Source organism: Pseudoalteromonas agarivorans (assembly GCF_024518735.1).
Taxonomy (GTDB): Bacteria; Pseudomonadota; Gammaproteobacteria; order Enterobacterales; family Alteromonadaceae; genus Pseudoalteromonas; species Pseudoalteromonas atlantica.
On sequence record NZ_JANIGJ010000019.1, the window covers coordinates 1 to 18,709 of the forward strand.

Genomic DNA, 18,709 nt, shown 5'->3' on the forward strand with positions numbered 1-18,709 from the left:
TACTGTTACATTTAAAATCTGAAGAAAGTCTGGAAAGCTACGTTTTACATAACCTAGAATGCTTTTTCAGAAAAAGTGAAAAATTGCAAAGAAATTTGGACTTTTCTGAGGTCTGGAAAATGGTTTTCCAGATTTTGTATTGGATTTCCATACTTGCTGGACATCAAATAAGTTTTAACTTTACTAACTGGCTCGAATAATAGGAATTAACCAAATCTGACAGTCGCCTAAGTGCCAACAGTAATTGATTACGATACTTAAAATTAAGGCCTACTCTTTTTATACCTATAAGATTTATTTTAAAGCAAAAAAAGCAGAGCTGTACTGGACAAGCATTTATTAAGTTAGAAGCAGTTTTAGCTATCACTGACGACTCAACTCCTTACATTGATTACCTAAATGAAGCAAAACTAGACTGCAAACAGGCTTTAATTAGGGAAATTGATATAAATAAACTTTTTGATGTTTTGTATCGCTAGGTAAAGTAATCTAATGGGCATACATCGCCTTTGGATTCTCTAAATACTATTGTTATCAAGAGTTTCTTTGGTTGATAAATAGTTTTGAGGAGTATTTATGTTAGTAAGGAAAAACCTATTAAACCTTTAAAAATAAATCAAGCAAATGTATTTTATAATTACTCCATTGGTTTTGATTGTTTATATATAGATTTGTTAAAAACAGGAGCTAAGTTGCTTGAAGCGGGTGTATCAAAATCCATATTCTTTTCCGATTTTAAATGTATGTATCTTGATAGCTCTGGAAAAAGACAAGTCGAAATAATTAGCCCAGAGGGTCGCCAGTGGGATTCATCATGGAAGATTAAACTAAGCGATAAAATCCCTAAAAACATTGCTAGTGATTTATTTAATTCTCTTGAAATAGCTTTCCACGAAAATCAATTTCAAAATCATTCAGTGCCATACATGAGAGCGAGTTTACCGCCTTTAGTAATTGATTTTGAAGGCTACCATATTCCTTTGTACTCATCGGTTAAAATATTCTCCAGTGGACTTGCAGTACTCAGTTTTCAAATGGATCAAACATGGGAAGGTTTAGATGAGGGAGAATTTATTCCTCAGGTAGTCAATATTTTTAAGTGTTATTTTAAATCAATTTGGGTTGACTCAAAGTTACAAAAATTGGATGCAAATATTGTTTTAATAAATGCTTACGAGGACTATTTTTCTTTAGGTGGGGAGCCTTTGAAAAGCTTCAGGATTCGACGTTTAATAAAAAAGATGAAGAATGAGAGCCGTCACTTTTTAGAAGAAACATTAAAAAGTGATGGGGAACTATTTGTTTTAGACGGGTTTGATTGGGCACTCCATAAAATTGTAGGTACCGAGAATACTGACTCAAAAGAGTCAACCATTGAACAGTGTAGAAGTATATATTGCAACAGCATAAGTAGTCTTTTGGTAACTAATGAGAGTGTTGGGAGCAAATCGCCACTAGGTTACTTTTGGCAAGGTCGCCCCTCCATTTCTTTAATGCGTTTTGAGGAGCAGCCGTCAACGAAAGGTGAGCTTTTGAATAGTTTTGCTAACTCTATAAATAGAATTTTAATGAGAGCTGAAAATGTAGTAAGTCCATTGGATTTACCAATTGACTTAAGACTTTTCAATGATTCATCGTTACATTTAAATAGAGCTACTATCCTATGGACATGGTTAAAAACCAAAGATTGTTTAGATGATGCTTGGAATGAACCTAATACAATGTCAAGAATCTACGAGAACCAAGCGAGAACAGAGCATCTCGAATACAATAACATTAATATAGCAAGAGCCTGTTCATGGGCTCAATCACCTATAAATAGTGACTACTTATTAACTGCTTATGAAGTATTAGCAAATTCAGAAGTTTTAGTTCATCAAAGTAGCAATGCAGGAGAAGTTAACGATGCACTTTCACACGCAATTCAAGTATTCGGAACAGCATCTTTAGTGAATCCTAGTAAGGAAGCCGCAAGATTTCACCTTGACGAATTAAGATATAAATCGGATCAAGCTAAGAGTCGAAGTGACAGGTGGCTTGCAGTTACTTTTGGTTTAGTGGGGGCGGCAAGTCTTGCTGATTTTGTTTTTCACCCTTTAGTTCAAAAAGTATGGCCTTCATTAAGCAACGTTCAAAGTCCGCTAATATCTATAGGGATCTCTATAGGTATAATTATATTTGTAGCATTAATTATTTTATTAACTACTAATAGAAAAAATAGCTAAAAACTTTTTCTTTTGAAAACTGAATATACAAAATCTTGGCTCCAAGCATTGCAGCCTTTTACAATCTGAAATTCGCTTTTTGGCGAAGTTCAATTGTGTGCCAACAGCAAACATTGGTAACGCTTCAAACACCGGCACCGTTCATGTTGTCCGAGCGCTTTGACTTATTACACGTGATTTAGACTGCTAACAATAAGCTCTTTTACTTTTTCAATCTTTCTAAGTGATTCATTGGTATAACCCTTCAAGCTGAGGTAAACCTAGAAAATAAGATGGCCTTGAGTTTCCATAGTTTCCTTGCGCGTTTCTGCGTAACGATGTACGAATTAAAATGCAGCATAACTCAGCTCTCGTAACCCCAACATAATGCAGATTAGTATCTTCGGCTAGGCTTGGGTAGTTAATGTCATCCCAGTTAACCCCCGGAATTCTATGTGGAAAAGACCATTCCTCCATATCTAAATGCAATATTATTTTGAATTCTAGGCCTTTAGATTTATGAAGTGTCATTAACTGAACTTCATCTTTAGCTATTGGCTTGAACAGCTTAACCCATGTATCTTTGCTCCAGATAAGCCTCACAGCATCATTTTCTTCTTCAAATTCATCGAACCCGATTAATTCAAGTAAGTCGTTACTCTTCTCAATGAAAGCCTCTAGTATAGCTTCTGCTCGGATACCCTTTAATTGTCTTCGTATATTTGCCATATTTCTTGCTGGCAGTTGAAAGAAATACTTTTCTATTACGTCTTGAGCGGTTGGAATAGCTCCGTACTTATATAATAGCAAATCTGAATAAACGTCAGCACATTCAGTTCCTATGTCATTGAGGGGGCTGTCAGTATATAGTCGGTGATTATGGTTTAAACCAGTTGCAAATTCTCTTAACGATATTTCCTTCTTAGCTAGGATAGCTACATCAGATGCATTGTTAATTGTGTTTTTTTCTAACCAATCGTCTATCCATGGTGAAATATGTTCTGCAGCATTTTTTAAGCTTCCATTAATAAGACGACGAAACACATAAATATCATCTTCATGAGCTATCAATTTGTATTCAGGATCAAGAACACGGGAAGCATAATTAACAATTGATGGGTGGCATCTATGGTTTAAGTCGAGTTCAAAGTGCTGAAAGTTAGCATTGTCTTCGATTAAGGCTAGCAAGAATTTTGGCTGACTTCCCCTGAATTGATATATCGACTGGTCAATGTCTCCAACTGCCGTTGCGATTAATCCAAGCTCTTTTATTTTTATGAATAATTCATGCTGAGATTGAGACGAGTCTTGGTATTCATCGATAAAAACATGCGAGTAACGTGCTCTTATATAACGCTGTGCGGTAACCGAGTTGTTAAGAATTAATAATGACAATGCAGCAAAACTATTCATCCACAATATACCTGCATCGTATAATGCTTTAAAACCAGCATCAGAACTAAGTTCATCACAAGTCGGTGAATTGTATTCTCCGGATAAGTAAAGTTGCTGATGAGAGTCTAGTTTTTTAACTATCTTACAATCAGACGGTTTGCCATCCCATATTCGACCTAAAAATGGCAATATCAATTCTTTCAAGCAAAAGCTATCTATTGTGCCGTAAAAGCTAAGTTTTGTGTCGTGAGCATTCTCTTTGCAGCGCTTCTTAAGCTCCTCACTCGCTTTTTTCGTAAAAGTAATAGCAATTACACCTTTATGACTAGATAGATTCGGTGTAATCCCTCGGATTTTTTCCTTTATCACGGTGGTTTTTCCACTACCAGGACAAGCTGTAATGACAATGCTATCTTCACAGTCAATCGCGGCCTGCTGCTGCAGTGTTGGATTAAAAGTGCTCATTACTAAGACCTTCTCATCTCTACTAGTTTGTGCAATGGTTTTGCTAATTCACCTCTATTCAGCTTATGAAGATCTCTTGAAATAGATTTAAGCAAATTTCTCATCCTTAGTGCTTTTTTTCCTTGAAGGTACTTGATTGCGGAATCATCGTCAGATTTTCCAACCGCTGTTTGTATTTCATCAGATAGTTCTTCAACTAAATCAGTTTCTAAATCAACTTTAGATAAAAATATTCCTTGGTCATTGAGCATATCCGAAGCTGTTTGCCACTCTCCATTGTCCACAGTATCTTGAGGGGAAAACTCGGTATAACCTCTATCGAATGGGTCTTCTCCTATAAGACTTAAACAACGATTAATGCCTGCATGCTGCCATTCATTTTTACTTGATATTTTTGAAACATCGTTATCGGTTCTCATTATCCATGGAATTTGAAGCGCATCGAGTATAGATATGAATACTTTGAAAGAAATACCGTCGACGGAAAGGATTGACAAGTTTTCAAAATCAAGGTCAATATTCAAGGCTTTAGATAGTGACTGATAAAAGAGCATTTCAGATGGCCCCTCGACTAAGAATATACCGTCAGAGAAAAATGCTTCAGCTGGCAAAATACTCATTCTGTAACTCATATCTTCCCAACCTGACTCAATACAATCTGAGCATCCCTCACTAGCAGCTACTGTTGATGAATTTTGGGGAAGTAACCGTATGATAGAGTCAGGCGAAAAATTCACAGTTATCTGTGGTGAGTGGGAAGAAATAATCGTTTGACCGGGCAACTCATCAATTAAATAAGTTGCCAACTTTCTCTGTTGATGAGGGTGCAAATGTGCTTCTGGTTCTTCGATAACATAGAAGATAACTTCGTTTTCTAAATCATGTTCTTGTGCACTTTTTGCTTTCCATAAAGCTAACAGTATTTGATTATTTCGCCCATCGCCACCGAGCATCACGTTAGAGCCATTGGTATTAGCACCAAGCTGTAGCTTTTCTATAAAGTCATTTACCTGAATTGCCCCCGTGTCAAGTTGCACCTCATAATTAGCATAATGATGAGCTAACTTCTTTAGTTCGTCATTAACGTTATTCATTGCGTTATCTACATAAACCAATTGAGAGACTTTATCATTGAGGTTTTCTAAGTCACTACTGATTTCACCAAGTAAATCATCATCTTCTTGCTTCTCATCGTCAGAAAGTGATTCTTGAGCAATTTTTAACAGCTGCCGCTTTTCCTTGCGGATGAACCTCTCTAAATCACGTTGAGACTCAATATATTTTAAGTGCATGTGTTTTAGATAAAAACGACTGTTGACTTCTTGTAGATCATCAACTGAAGGACCAACAAATAGCTTATAACTTAGGCTGCTATGTACTGCGGTATATCGTAAAAAGGTTTCATTATTTTCACTAACGCTCCCCTTAAGAACCGAGATAACAGCGTCTTCGGTGATATCTGAAAACTTAACGGTAATTGATATTTCGTCGCTGACACCGGTCGGATTAATATGAAAATCAAGCTCACTTGGCTCGATATCCACTTCAGATAAGCTTTTGTCTAATAGTATTCTTAATGCATGGAGTAAATTGCTTTTTCCCACATCGTTGGCGCCAATAATTAAAGTGTTTTTGTTAAAATTAATATTCGAATTGGAAAAATTTCTAAATCCTTCTAAATGCACCTTACTTATTTTCAATTCTCTTTCCTTATAGACATTGGCAGAGCTAACCTAATTACTACCTTGAAACTCATTGCTGTATATCTGAAATGACGTGTAACAGCTTATCGAACACCATTTCGGTGGTTTGATACACACTAAAACGGCGTGTATTACATACCCTGATAATTTCACCAATAATTACCTTTGTAAACGAGTAATTAAGATAGCTTGAAATTAAGCTTGTTATTTTGAACCAAAACGGCGGTTAATAATGTTATCGGACAAAATTAGGCTCCTACTCAAAAAAGCAGGAATAAATTTAACTTTCCCAGTGTCAGGTTATCGCAGCCTTTTAGATGAAGTACAAAAAAGCGTAATGTCTGTCAAAGCTACTACATATAAGTAGCTTTAAAAGACATTACATTGATGTATCTTAGCTAACCTCTAGTAAAAGTTCTCTGTTTTCTAACGGATCTTTTCTGACTATATATTTGAGGGTATTTTGTAATAGAGTGATATTTAATAAGCAGTTTTTTAATTCTTGAGCCGTAAAAATATCGGATTGCAACAGCCCTTTAGTAAACACTTCTTTTGGCAGCGAAAAAGAATCAAAACCATCGGTATTTTTGTACATGTCAATTTCAAATGAACCCAATTCAACAGGTTTTGGGTGAGCACTTATGTTTCTAGCTTTTATTATTTTTCTCAAATATGAATAACAGTCTGAAGATTTATTTATTGTATAGCGCCCCTTAGATAGAATATAAAATAAACTATTAAGTTTTGCTTGTAACCCCATAGTAGCAAAGGCATTAATTAAACTTTTGCCTAGCTCTTGCTCTTGCAATAAGTTTTTTAAGTCGCTTAGGGCTTCATTTAGTATTGCTTCTATAGATAAAGCACAGAGTAAAACAAAGGGCTCTCGCTTATCGCACAAGAATAGCTCATCGTCTTCGATTAAATCTAACAAAGTCTTTGCAGCAGATATAAGTCGTTGCGATCTAACAATAGATATTTCTATTTGGTTCGGCATTATTGTTTACCTAAAAGTAATTTAACTATTTTTTATTTCTGTCAGCCAATACGAGCAATAATCCTCACCATCATATATAGATGAGCTTAGTGCGGATTTATCTTTTGAACCTACTCTAGCATTACAGCTGAGGCTTATCTTTTTCATGCATGGAAGTAAGAAATAGCCTTCATATTCATTGAGCCGACTATCCTTTCTAGCTTTTTCTAAATCGTTTACACGACCATTTACTTGTTGTTTTAATTTGGAATATCTGACTGAGATAACATCCAAATTTATTTCTTTGTCATCAAATAGACGCATTAACTCAGTAAATTGTATTTGCAGCTCAAAGATTTCTTTTTCCACTTCATTTTTCATCATTACACATACCTAAATACTATTAACTCTTAAGGGGGGAGCTGTAAAAATATACTTGCTCATATAACGAGGCATATTCTATTTTTAGTTTATATCTGGTAGTTAGTCTCTTCTCGATAGAGCTCATATCCATTCCAGGTAAAAAATGTAACTTAAGAATACATACTTTTTCATTTTGAGCTATGTAGCTCGTGGCAGATAAACTTGATGTATATACATTCTTAGTGTCTAACTCGGCTTTAAAATAATTACGAATATCACTATCAAGTTCAGACCAAGAGATGCTTTTATCATTAACAATGAACTCAAATGATCTAACTTGTGCAGTACCTAGCCCTTTATTGATTATATCGAAGCAAATGGAGCTATCGTCCGTATGAAGCCAGTCACTTAGCCTTGGTGAAACCGATAGTTTATTGTGTTTTTGTTGTGTTCTAATAGTCCAATAGGTAAGCCCAATAGCTAATAACGCTGTTATTATTGTAATGAGCTGAACCAAAAGGTTTATATCCATTCTAACCTCTTAATTGTAAGTTAAATATTTTCACATATTTTAGTTAGTTTCATGAATTGCTGATCATTAACAATATCATTGTTTGCTTGCTCTATAAGATCTAGAACTTCTTTTAAGTGATAAAGGGATGAACGTGTCTCTTTTGGTATTATCAGATTACACAGGCTTAGAACCTCATTGGGAAATTGATAAGCTAATGGAATTGATTCTGAAGTATTGCGTGTAAATGAATGTAACCAATGATGTTGAACTTCCAATGGTGTTAAACACCACTCTATAGAGTAAAATAATGTGGGAAAATAGCTACCAGACTTCTCTAATAAGCTAATCCATGCTGCTGTTTGTTCTTTAGTTCTGTATTTTCTCTCTCTAGGCCAAATATCCTCGATAATAGTAGTTACGTCTCTAAGACATTCATCAGAGTTTTTTGTAAAGCCCTTACTCAAATATCGAATTACCGTTGCTCTTTCTTTTTCTCTCATATTTCTAAAGCAATTTTTAGCATCTGAAGCGTTTATTTTATCCTTACCTTCATATGAAGGTAAGGCAAGCTCAATTATTTTATGTGATGTGGCCTCTATGAGTCTCTGATCCCAAGCCCATTCATAAATTCTGGGGAACAGATGAATCATCTTTGGCTTCAATAGGACGCTTACCTCGACAGATGGTAATTTATTTGCAATTACACCACTCCAAGCAGGAGCAGATAACTTATTATCTAGATTTAGTAATGGCAAAAGGAAGCTTTGAACCCAAGAAGAGTCTATATAATGTAACCAACTTATTTGATAAGAAAGTATTGCTGATGCGTAAGCGCCAACAGTATCTTCACTTATTAAAAATTGTTCAATTTTGTCTTTAAATATGCTTGGTATTTCAGCATTTCTATCTAAACGATAAGAGTCAATTTCTCTGATATATGTATTAAGAATAGCGCCTGTTAAGCTAGCTCTAGCTTCAATCCATGTAATGTGACTGATTGAAGTATCTTTGGAGTCCAAAGCGCTTTGCTCATCTCTTAACATTACTGATGTACAGTAGTCGAAAAATTTATAGCATAAGCTAGGTAACTCTTTTAAATAGATTGAACCGTGGCGATCAAGCCAATTACTTAAGTTATAACTTAGCTCAATTAATATCTCTTTAGGTAATTTATAAAGCCGATTTAGTAATGTGATTTTAGTCTTTCTGCTTGCACTATCCGGCCAATTATCTAATAAAACCGACCAGAAATACTTTGGGTTATCTTTTCTTTTACTCAAATACGACAATGCTAATAACGCTTTTTTAGGCCTAAGTTTTATTAAGCCATCAAATGGCCTCCTAGCTGTATATTCTTCAAAGCCTCTATCATAAACTTGTATTGATCTTTTAATTACCTCACTAATTGGAGCATTAATGATTAAATCAGTTTCCTCATCAATTGTAATTCCATGAACTTTTACAGATGTTTTATGCACCAATTCCGCCGGTTCTTTAACTTGCCAGTCTTGATGCATGGATATGATCATGTCGATTTTTTTTCTGTACTTTTCAGGCAGAACCAATTGACTGAGTTCAAACCATTTAATGTAGCGAAATATTTCTATGTTCTTGAAAGTTTGAAATTCTTCATCTGATATATGCTTATGTTTATTAGGGCCCTGTAGGATTTTTTTAACTAGTTTTTCTTTATTTGTATTAGAAAAATCTTTCCATCTTTTTTCTAATAAACGAAGTAAATCGAGTTGATAGTTTTGACTCCAAAAACATTCCTGATCAATTGATAATATATAGTTTGCCGCTTCTGAAGCGGAGGAAATAGAGTTAAACCCATATGAATAAAAGTTTAGTTTATTAAAATATAAGGAGTTGTTTAAATTTAAATTAAAGCTAAGCGCTTTTGCTTGTGAGGGAAATTTATTTACTAATTTTTCGAAATTTTCAATAAAAAAATAAAATGAGCTGTGCTCTTCTAAGTTGTAAGTGTCTTCATTAGGGTCTGGATAACACGAAGGAGTATTATAAAAATGCTTGTGGTCAAACTCATTTGATAAATCGTTAGCATATTGTAAGTGGGTTAAAGTAGCTTGTAAAACTCGATACAAGTAGGCGTCTGGCACCTCAATATTATGCTCAAGCCTTAAAGGGAACTTTATTTCAAAATTACAAATATCAGATAAACGTATTTCACTCCATGCTTTTAAAGGGGGTCTTGATGCATGTATACCATATGGGCTTTCAAATTCCACGAAAGGCTCTAACTTTGTCTCATAAAAGCGTAAGGTTGTGAAATTCCATCCTTCATTTTTTATTAGATCTTGAAATTTATAGTAGTTATAAGACGGGTTAAACCAATCACCACCCTCAAACTGCTTGTTAGCTATATAGCTTAATACTTTTCGTGCGTTAGGGTTAAGTGTATTAGTACTATAAAGCTTCTCTAAGATTCTTTCTTTTAAAGTGTTATGCAAAGATCTTTTTCTAATGGCCCACCATGCAATAATAGGGTCGTCTAAGCTCTTTATTATCCAATTTGTGATATACCAGAGTCTAGGTGATATCAAGTTAGTGTTTGAGCGCAAGTCAATATCTTCAGTTGCAATGTTGTCACACGGTAACCATGATAAATAGTTTTTATATGGTATTATTGGCAAATTGTAGTTTTCTGTATCCACCGGTCTCGAAGGATCATCGTCTAGTCCATACTCAATAAATGGATCAAATGATTCGGCATCGCTATCCTTAAAGTTGTGACTTTTACTCGGTTTTCCTATCCTTATTTGAGGATCAAGTATACATAACCATTCAGCTAAAGGTGTGGGCTCTGCAGTACTAAATAATTTAGCCCCAGCTGAGGTAGTAAGAAAATTAGCAACTTGGCCCCGTTGGAAAGGTTTTAACTCTCTTGGGCTTGAGGATGCAAGATTTAATATATACTTTTTCCATTGTTTGGGTTTATCGACTTTCTCTGACCAAATTGAAAGTGTTTCCCATAAATCTCGGTGGTCTGGATATGCTATTGCAGTAACACCGCGATCACGCCATTTGGCTTCGATGTCTTCAGCCTCGCCTTTATCAAATGCGTAAATTTTTGTCCGGTCAAACTTTTCATCATGATTAAGTCCCTGAAGTAAATATTTCACCTGAGGATCTTCAGCTTGATAGCCGACTAAAACTACTGTGTATACCTCTAATAATTGAATTATAAATTTAGTTGCCCAACCTTCGGATAAATATGCTCTTCCAAAATCTGCGCTACTTAAAATATAAGGATGATGTTTTTCAGACGGATCTTTTAGCCTGCCATGCAAATAGGTTATTGCTTCGAGACTTGCGCCGGATGATAGATCAGGGAAAAAAGGAGGTTCACTATAAGAGAGGACTTCGTTCTGCTCAAAAAGTAGGTCAAAATTTGTAGTTACTATTTTTGGTTTACCGCTTTGACCACTGGATAAGAGTTTTAATATACCATGCTCCTTGCCAACATCATCAATAGAATTAGATTTGGAAAGTACCCTGGCAACGATTTGATTAACTTCGTCACGTCCGTAGTCTTGGTATAGCAAGTGGAAAACTTGATCTAATGGAGTTTTTAAATGTGACTTATTAAAGCCTTCGCTGATCCAAGGTAAGAATTCTTGGTAAACCTCGGAGCTTTCTGGTGGAGAAAAAAAATCAATTACAGCTTTTGTTAGATCTATAAAGCTTGGTAGTCCAGAGTTAAAAGAAACACCAGCCCCACAAAATAAAACTACTTTGCCGCGGTCACATTTATCAAGAAGTTCATCTGGAATATTAGGTCCATTTTCATTAAATCGCATTTAACCTTCCTTGTTTATGGATACAATGTAGCTATTTAGGCAGTCCTTTAAGCTCTTGAATTAATATAAACTTCTTCTCTGTATCTAATTTTGCTATCTCAATAACTAGCTCTGCTGTAGTCTCATCTTCACAGAAAAAATAATTCAGTGGAACATCGAGCTCTTTAGCAATTCTTTTTAAGGTTTGAAGATCAGGAGTATGTCTGCCTTTTTCATAATGGTTCATGCGACCACTCGCAGAGCTAGGGTCCATGCCAATATTAATTCCCAGTGTTTTTTGAGAAATTCTTTCTCGCTGCCTCGCCTCTTTGAGGCGCTTGGGAAGTGGGTTATTAAAATCCAAAAGTTAATCATGAAAAAAGAAAGCCATGCTTAGATTCTCTAAGTTATAGTCTATCATGTATACTTAGGAATCCTAAGTGACTATGTGAGGATACTGTGAGTAAACCTTATTCTTCTGAATTTAAAAAATCGGTATTACAAAAAGTCATCATTAAAGGTCGTCGTGTATCTGATGTCTCTAGTGAATACGGTATTGGGCAAAGTACAATTTACAGGTGGTTAAAGGCAAACAGTGAAATAAAAAAGAATTCAAAAGAAAAGTTTATTGTGAAGAAGTTAGAGCAGCGGCTTCAGCAAGTCTCAGATGAGAGAGATATTTTAATTAAAGCCGCTTCTATTTTTGCAAAAAAATTAACTATTTAGCTTTTTCATTAATAGGCTAACTGGTTATTTTTTTATTTTTAGTATCTTTAATTTCTCCCCCTCGCGAGCTTGGATCACGGTAATAGCTTCGGTAACCTTAAGGGCAGATTGTCATGTACTGATACTGGGGGGAGTTTAAACACTCCTTTTCGCTGATTTGAAAAATAATTAAAGCGAGTAAACGCTTCATATACAAGTCGTTGTAACTCATCATTATTCATATATGGGGGCGTATTATTTTCTCAAATATTGTTTTTGTATTGTGGGGTGTCGAATCGGCCTGCATCAGGTACATTTGCTAAGGGTTGTTTAAGTACTGATTCTCTGTGCTGTGCTAAGTCAATGGCATGAGTCAAAACCATTCTTAAATATTTAAAACGGCTGATAATAGCTACTGCTGAGAAAGCTCCCAAGTATAAGCCACCCAGAAAGCCTAAAATCGGATATGGAATACTATCTAGCTGAGGCCCACCAAAAGTTTTGGCATAGACTAAATATAAACCAAACGCAGCTGGAATTAGACCTAATTTATCCATTGCTCCAACTAGGAACCCTAATCGAGTTGATATCCTATCTATGTCATATTCAACTCGGCTTTTCGCAAGGTGGAGATTCCATGATGAATACGTTCCTAATCGCTGAGTAAGTAAAACTTGTCGATCTAAGCTTTCAGCAATACTAACTAATACGTCTTTAGATGGGTTTTTCAAGCTTGAGATGTTAAATATAAATTGACCAAAGGCGTATGCAATAATGAGAATGAAAGCTGTGATTAGCGCAAACGGGGACCACTCTCTAGATGAATCAAAAAGGTAAAGTATAAAAAACGTGGTTATAGACAAACCTGTTGTTACTAGTGTGTATTTTTCAAATTTATTGGCATAAAAGATCTCCAGGAGTTTTTTATTTTTTGGTGACTGCTTTATCAAGTCATTAAAAATATTGATTGCTTCCATGCGGCTAGATACTCATTTATTTTTTATTGAACTCGATAATGCGTTCTCTCTTTAATTGCGTCAACTCTTCTCTAGTATTTTCAAGAGCAACGCTAAGCTCTTTATTCTCTATTTCGAGTTGTTTTGACTGCGCCTTATGCCGGCGTATTAACTCATTAAATTGATGATGCTCCGCTGCTAGTTGCTGAATTGTCTTTTTTAGTTCCACATTTTCTGAACGATACTTTTCTTTTATTCTCTTTTCATTCGAGGCCTTAGACCTTAAAGAATCAGTATACTCTGTATCTGCTTCTTGCTGGCTGCTTGAGCTTTTTTGTTTACTTTTTAGTATCCTTACCTTGGAAGAGAATTCAGAGTAGTAGTGACAACTTCCGTTACCAAGATTAGCTTCTTCTTCAACAGCCCTTATGCTTAGTTTCCTATTTTTGGGGATGCGCTTAGGTTCTCCCGCCAAAATACGCTCAAGTGCTGCCTCTAATCTAATGAGGGTGTTTTCACTCTTAGTCATACTGAGTTACCTCAATGGGGTGCTTATATTGTTCATAAGAAATGTTGAAATCTGACATTACAGACTCAGCCGCACGGATTTGAGTTATGCAATGGGCGTAAACAGAAGGAGATAAATCTATTTGGGTTTTGAGGTACGAACTGAGCCGAGTATGTTTTTGTTGCCAGTTTTTGGCTTGGGCTTCGTCAATAATGCTGCCGCCGCTTTTGCAGTCAACACAGAAGGCAGGGTTTATGACCCCATCCATATTGCAGTCATAACCATTCTTGCAGTAGCTATGCATAGTTCCATGCAATGTTAAAGTTCCTTTTTTGACTGCATCGTAAATTACATCCCAGGAGCTGTAAATGTATGGAAGATCCTCGCGCATTTGCATGATTGCTTTGCCATGAGTTCCGGATAAAGGAGTGTCACTGTTAATCATGTCAAAAAATTTATTAGCGGTTTCTTCTAACTGTGTCTTTTCAAGAAGGTGTTGAAAGTCACTATCTATTCTTAAATCATGTAGCCTGTTACTAATACTACCGACACTATACCAATCAGCCATTTGCAGATAAGTTTGTTTATATTGTTGTTTAAGAGCGCAACTATTACCGATTCGATGTCTTGTTGTGAACAGTGCCAATGAACGCCTAAATTGGTGTGTTTTGAGGGGCCAGTTTTTACCTAAGGTACATATTTCTTTAATCTTGTCATGTGCATTTGGATTAGATCGAAATGCTTCAACTAGATCTTCTTTTGTTATTGTTGAGCCATATGTGTCAGAAAAAAGCTGTAATCTGTCAGGCCATTTTGTTATGACTACAGGCAACTTTGAGCGAGCGGTTCTATTTAACCATAAATAATTACTTTCTTTTTCATAGTTAGCCTCAAGAAGCTCCTTCCTCCAGTTTTTTGTGAACTCTTTCATAAGTTCGACAGCTTTTTCGGTAATTGGAGCTGTAACCCACGTTGTATTTTTTTCACCTAATTTAAAGGTTCGAGATTGCAATAGATGAAATGTATGCCCTCCTATTTCATCACAGAAATAACTGTTTGGTTTCAATACACTAAGCTCTGAGTCTCTCATCCCTGAAAATGCACCACAGCAAATATAGCAAGCTGTGGTTATTCGGCCATATAACTTTTTCCAACTAGTAGCAGTTTTTATGCTCTGAAAAGGAGTCTTTGAAGTGTATTTTGATAATATACTTGAGCACTTTTGAGGGGCAGCCTTATTAACCTCCTGGGCTTTTCGGTGAGCTATAGGGTAACCTGATTTGGGTACATTTAAAAACTTCCAACTACCATTGTTGATTTTAAAATCAACAATGGCTTTCCCTCTGAGGTAATTATCTTGTAGATCATTCTCAATATCTGCGAGCGTATGCCTATGCGGGTAATAAACCTCGACTAACTCTATCGCTTTAGCATAGAGCTCATCAGCTATTCTTTCTGGAATAGAAAGGGTTTGTTGGGGTGTTTTAGTGCTTAATTTTAAAGCGTGTTCGTATGGTTTTAGTGTTGATAGAGTCAAATCAAGCTGTAGCCAACTTTGTAATCTGAAGATGCTGTTTATACCAGCATAAACGTGCTCTAAAGTGCGTTGTGCTAACTTTTTATTGATAAGGTATGAATCTAGTGATTGTGAAGTTCTTTTATCATTTAAGGCTGAAATTGATTTATGATTATTTTGAAGTAAAAAAGTATAAACCTTTTTAAGCGCGGCAAGCCTATTTACTAAAGTTTGTATTTTTATATGGCTACTTCTTGTGCTGTTCTTTTGATAAATCCAGCCATAAACAATAAGTTTTAATTCTAGAGTTAACTCTTCAGAATTTTCTATAAAGCCAAAGTCAAATTTACTTTTTTTATTTATTTGAATCCTCGCTGCGTAGGCAGTCATATCCCAAACTTGGTCTCCGAAGTAGCTTTTATCCTTGCCCATAAAGTCTTTACTAATTACAACCTGATTAAGTTTCCTCCAGTCATGTTTGTTACGTAGTTCGATTACATCTACAAACTGTGTCAGTAGTTTTTGAGGAATGTCTTTTGGGAGAGCAATTAGTGGGGTCATATTATTTAACCGTTGGTAGCGAGTCAGGGGTAAGCCAAAGAGGGTGTCGCCCTTCTTCAGTTAATTTAACTTCAGCGTCAGCAATGATCTTTTTTGCAATTTTAGGGAGAATATTTTGATCGATATAATTTAAAACCTTACTAAAGTTTTGATCAAAGTGTTTCGCATTTAGGTGGAAGTACAATGATTCTTCAATACACTCTTTGAATGACAATAGGCACCATATATCTTCAACCGATTGGACAATTACTTGATGATCGCATCCAAAGCAACCAAGAAGATCAGCACATGCTAACTTTAACTCGTGTAAACCATAGGAACTGACTTTTTTACTAAACTTCTTTGATTGTTCGCCAAAAGGGTTGGCGCAATATGAACCATGAGCAGACTGTTTAATTTGTGGTGAAAGTTGTTCTTGCAGTTCTTCATATTTGAGAACCTTGATATCGAGGTTCTCCTTAGCTTTATCTATTGAAGAAAGACTCTTGGCTTGCTCTGCTCTTATTAGAGATGCTTGTTGCATCATTATGTTATTTTCTAGCTTATTTCCCTCTGAGTAGTGACTTTTGACTGTTCTGGGAGTGTTGTTTAGCAATAGAGCCGTTTCGATTTCATTGCTGTTAAGTTGAGAAATAAAGCTTCCTGTTGCTCTGAATCTTGAAACGCTAAATCTAAGCTCTTTGCCTGTAGAGTCATACATCGGGAAGCTTTTTTTTATAAAAATACTATTGAAATCACGTAAAAACGCATTGTTCAAAGGTGCTCTCTTATTTTCCCAACAAGCCTGAATTAAAGGAGCGTCATCAGAGTTATCAATTACTTTTGATACATCTAATAAAGTATTAAAAAAATCTATGCAATATTTAGGTATGTCAATATGGTGCTCACCTATCTCAATGTTTATTACTTTGAAGGCTCTTCTTTTAAAGGCGCTCATTACATACCAATTTTCATTTTTATACCCTGCAGACTTTGGCCGTCGAAGGTTTAGAATTTGGGTTGTATTGGAATAAGTGTAATAAGCGAGTAAAAACGTAGCGGCTATCATCATTTTATTTACAGGAAGATAAACTTTGTGAGTCTTACCTTTCCATTCGAAGAACATTGGAGAGCTTTTCTTCGAAGCGGCTATATATTTCTCTGGGGAAGCTAAAAATTGTTTAGCCGTTTGTTTGAAGAGTGAACGAAGAAAAGGAAGCATCTTTTTCAAATCAGAGCTTGTGTAGGGTTCATGTGGTTGAGTGTCATTGTTTGGAATGATAACAATGTTATTTAGCCATTTTTCTGAGGCGTTGTTGATTTCTAAGTTTGAAAAAATCACTTTTAGAGTGCTAGTAAAAGTTATATATGCGCTACTTTTAAGCTCTCCTAATCGATAGCGCTCGTAACAATACATACAGAATTTTTGTATTGTGCTTTGCTCAATTGGGAGCATGTTTAGTGCGTCACACCACTTAAGGTAATAAGTAAATTTGTAGTAGTAGTTTGATATGGTTGCATCCGACTTTTCTAAGCGAAGCATTGTGAGTACTTTTTGGAACTCATTAGCTAAATCATCACGATGGGCAAACTCAATGCCTTTTAAGTCTCTTATTCTTTTAGTTGGTGGAATGCCGTTGAAGCGTATTCTATTAAAATCTAAATAATGCGTGGTGTTAGCGCCGCTTCTTAGCTTCAAGCACATTTCTTCTTGCCATTTATTCGGACTCATTGATGAAACCTTCACTCTCTATAGCGTTATGCATTATTTGATCAAGCAAGCCGAATTTATTTTCAAGGGCAGTCTTTTTCTGTAAATACCTTATATATTTCATTGTAGTGCTTTCTTGATCATGGCCCATCCAATGCATAAGGCAATCAAGAGCTTCACCAACACCAAGCCCTGCATCAAGAAGATCGTTAAGTCGATAGGTCGCGTACGTACTCCTCAAGTCATGGAACGAGTAGTGAAAGTTGCTATGTGTGAACTTGATAATTTTTCTGAAGTCAGACCAACGTGCACTCAAAGTTCCTACGGGAGCTTGATTTCCGTATTGGCTAATAAAAAGTGGTTCATATTCACCACGAATTTTTAATTTCTGGATCTTTTTTAGCCTCCTTTCGCTAATTGAATAATCTTTTAGTTTGTTGAATAGAGTTGCAGGAACTTCAATTTCTCTTTGTTTGTTATATTTGGTATTTACACCTGTAGATGGCCCTAAAGTTAAAGTATATCTAGTGTGGGAATTGCTAGTTGGTATAGCGCTATTTAAAGCTTCTTGTGTGAACGAGCAGGCCTCAGATTTTCTAAGCCCGCTTAAAAGAGCAAGGGCACACATTAATTTAAATTCAATTGGTTCGCTTTTGAGCTTATTAGAAAATGCTAATAGCGACTCACTCGTTAAAGGACTTAGACCACTCTCAGACTTTTTTGGGACACGTATTTTCAGGTCAGTAGTTTGAACTATGAACTTAGGTTTTAAATGAGCTAATTTATCAGTTCTTTTGATGCTAATGAACTCAATTACAAAAGGAGCTGTTTTTTCGTCATTTATTTCGATCTCAGATTCTTCGATAGCCCATATATAGAATTGCACAACGTGCTTTAAATAAAGGTTAGCGGTTGAGGGAGAAATTTTTCTACTGTTTACTTCTGACAATAAGTGATATTTAAACTTATAAGTGGGCTTTAGCCTTTTTATTGGTGGGAACTCATCCCAATTCAGAGAGTTAACTTCTAAATATGACCAGTAACAAAGAAGTGCTCTAGAATAAGAGTTCAGATCTTTCAGTCTTTTGCAGGCTACCAAATCATAGAACCAAGCATTAACAGAGTGAACGAACCTCGCGTCAGAAGTATATAGAGTTGGTAGAGACTCTAAATCTTCAAGCTCTGTCTCTGACTTTTTTATTTTTACCAGAGCTGAGCGAATAAGTTTAGCCACACTTTCCTCCTTTCTGAAATAAAAAAGCCAACTAACTTTAAGGTAAGTATAGTTGGCTTTTGAATTATTCCAGATTTTTTAAAAGTGTATTGGTATGTTTTCTACACTAGCCTGTCATAGTA

At 35.7% G+C, this 18,709-nt stretch carries 14 protein-coding genes; 2 read left to right on the top strand and 12 right to left on the bottom strand.

The window, feature by feature from the left end; all coding sequences use genetic code 11:
• The first annotated feature begins 563 nt into the window (after positions 1-563).
• On the top strand, positions 564-2,225 hold the full coding sequence (locus NQT65_RS20010) for a hypothetical protein (protein ID WP_054982893.1): 1,662 nt from the start codon (positions 564-566) through the stop codon (positions 2,223-2,225).
• Positions 2,226-2,453: 228 nt separating this feature from the next.
• Here NQT65_RS20010 and NQT65_RS20015 read toward each other — a convergent pair whose 3' ends face one another.
• The 7 genes from NQT65_RS20015 to NQT65_RS20045 all read right to left on the bottom strand — a co-directional run bounded on the left by NQT65_RS20015 (position 2,454) and on the right by NQT65_RS20045 (position 11,781).
• The gene (locus tag NQT65_RS20015) at positions 2,454-4,064 is read right to left on the bottom strand and encodes a UvrD-helicase domain-containing protein (protein WP_054982892.1); all 1,611 of its coding nucleotides are present in this window, start codon (positions 4,062-4,064) and stop codon (positions 2,454-2,456) included.
• 2 nt (positions 4,065-4,066) lie between these two features.
• Positions 4,067-5,764 carry an ATP-dependent nuclease gene (locus NQT65_RS20020; RefSeq protein WP_054982891.1) on the bottom strand — a complete coding sequence of 566 codons (1,698 nt, stop codon included), beginning with the start codon at positions 5,762-5,764 and terminating at the stop codon, positions 4,067-4,069.
• Positions 5,765-6,161: 397 nt separating this feature from the next.
• Positions 6,162-6,761 carry a hypothetical protein gene (locus tag NQT65_RS20025; protein ID WP_054982890.1) on the bottom strand — a complete coding sequence of 200 codons (600 nt, stop codon included), beginning with the start codon at positions 6,759-6,761 and terminating at the stop codon, positions 6,162-6,164.
• Between the two features lie 21 nt (positions 6,762-6,782).
• A complete protein-coding gene (locus tag NQT65_RS20030; RefSeq protein ID WP_054982889.1) occupies positions 6,783-7,124 on the bottom strand; it encodes a hypothetical protein in 342 nt (113 codons plus the stop codon).
• A gap of 19 nt (positions 7,125-7,143) precedes the next feature.
• Positions 7,144-7,635 carry a hypothetical protein gene (locus tag NQT65_RS20035; protein WP_054982888.1) on the bottom strand — a complete coding sequence of 164 codons (492 nt, stop codon included), beginning with the start codon at positions 7,633-7,635 and terminating at the stop codon, positions 7,144-7,146.
• Between the two features lie 20 nt (positions 7,636-7,655).
• Positions 7,656-11,438, bottom strand: a complete 3,783-nt coding sequence (locus NQT65_RS20040; protein ID WP_054982887.1) for an SIR2 family protein — start codon at positions 11,436-11,438, stop codon at positions 7,656-7,658.
• A 31-nt stretch (positions 11,439-11,469) separates the two neighbouring features.
• Complete coding sequence (locus NQT65_RS20045) at positions 11,470-11,781, bottom strand: helix-turn-helix domain-containing protein (protein WP_054982886.1); 312 nt, start codon at positions 11,779-11,781, stop codon at positions 11,470-11,472.
• A 95-nt stretch (positions 11,782-11,876) separates the two neighbouring features.
• Between NQT65_RS20045 and NQT65_RS20050 the strand changes: the two genes are divergently transcribed.
• The gene (locus NQT65_RS20050) at positions 11,877-12,143 is read left to right on the top strand and encodes a transposase (protein ID WP_054982885.1); all 267 of its coding nucleotides are present in this window, start codon (positions 11,877-11,879) and stop codon (positions 12,141-12,143) included.
• Between the two features lie 242 nt (positions 12,144-12,385).
• Here NQT65_RS20050 and NQT65_RS20055 read toward each other — a convergent pair whose 3' ends face one another.
• Genes NQT65_RS20055 through NQT65_RS20075 form a run of 5 tightly spaced genes read right to left on the bottom strand, consistent with a single transcriptional unit; the run spans position 12,386 to position 18,587 of the window.
• The gene (locus NQT65_RS20055; protein ID WP_054982884.1) at positions 12,386-13,099 is read right to left on the bottom strand and encodes a hypothetical protein; all 714 of its coding nucleotides are present in this window, start codon (positions 13,097-13,099) and stop codon (positions 12,386-12,388) included.
• A gap of 16 nt (positions 13,100-13,115) precedes the next feature.
• Positions 13,116-13,607 carry a hypothetical protein gene (locus NQT65_RS20060; protein ID WP_054982883.1) on the bottom strand — a complete coding sequence of 164 codons (492 nt, stop codon included), beginning with the start codon at positions 13,605-13,607 and terminating at the stop codon, positions 13,116-13,118.
• The gene (locus NQT65_RS20065; protein ID WP_054982882.1) at positions 13,600-15,663 is read right to left on the bottom strand and encodes a hypothetical protein; all 2,064 of its coding nucleotides are present in this window, start codon (positions 15,661-15,663) and stop codon (positions 13,600-13,602) included. Before NQT65_RS20065 ends, NQT65_RS20060 begins: the two co-directional genes overlap by 8 nt.
• A gap of 1 nt (position 15,664) precedes the next feature.
• Complete coding sequence (locus NQT65_RS20070; RefSeq protein WP_054982881.1) at positions 15,665-17,374, bottom strand: site-specific integrase; 1,710 nt, start codon at positions 17,372-17,374, stop codon at positions 15,665-15,667.
• Positions 17,361-18,587, bottom strand: coding sequence for a tyrosine-type recombinase/integrase (locus tag NQT65_RS20075; RefSeq protein WP_054982880.1), 1,227 nt, complete (start codon positions 18,585-18,587; stop codon positions 17,361-17,363). The genes NQT65_RS20070 and NQT65_RS20075 overlap by 14 nt, the downstream gene beginning before the upstream one ends.
• Positions 18,588-18,709 lie beyond the last annotated feature (122 nt).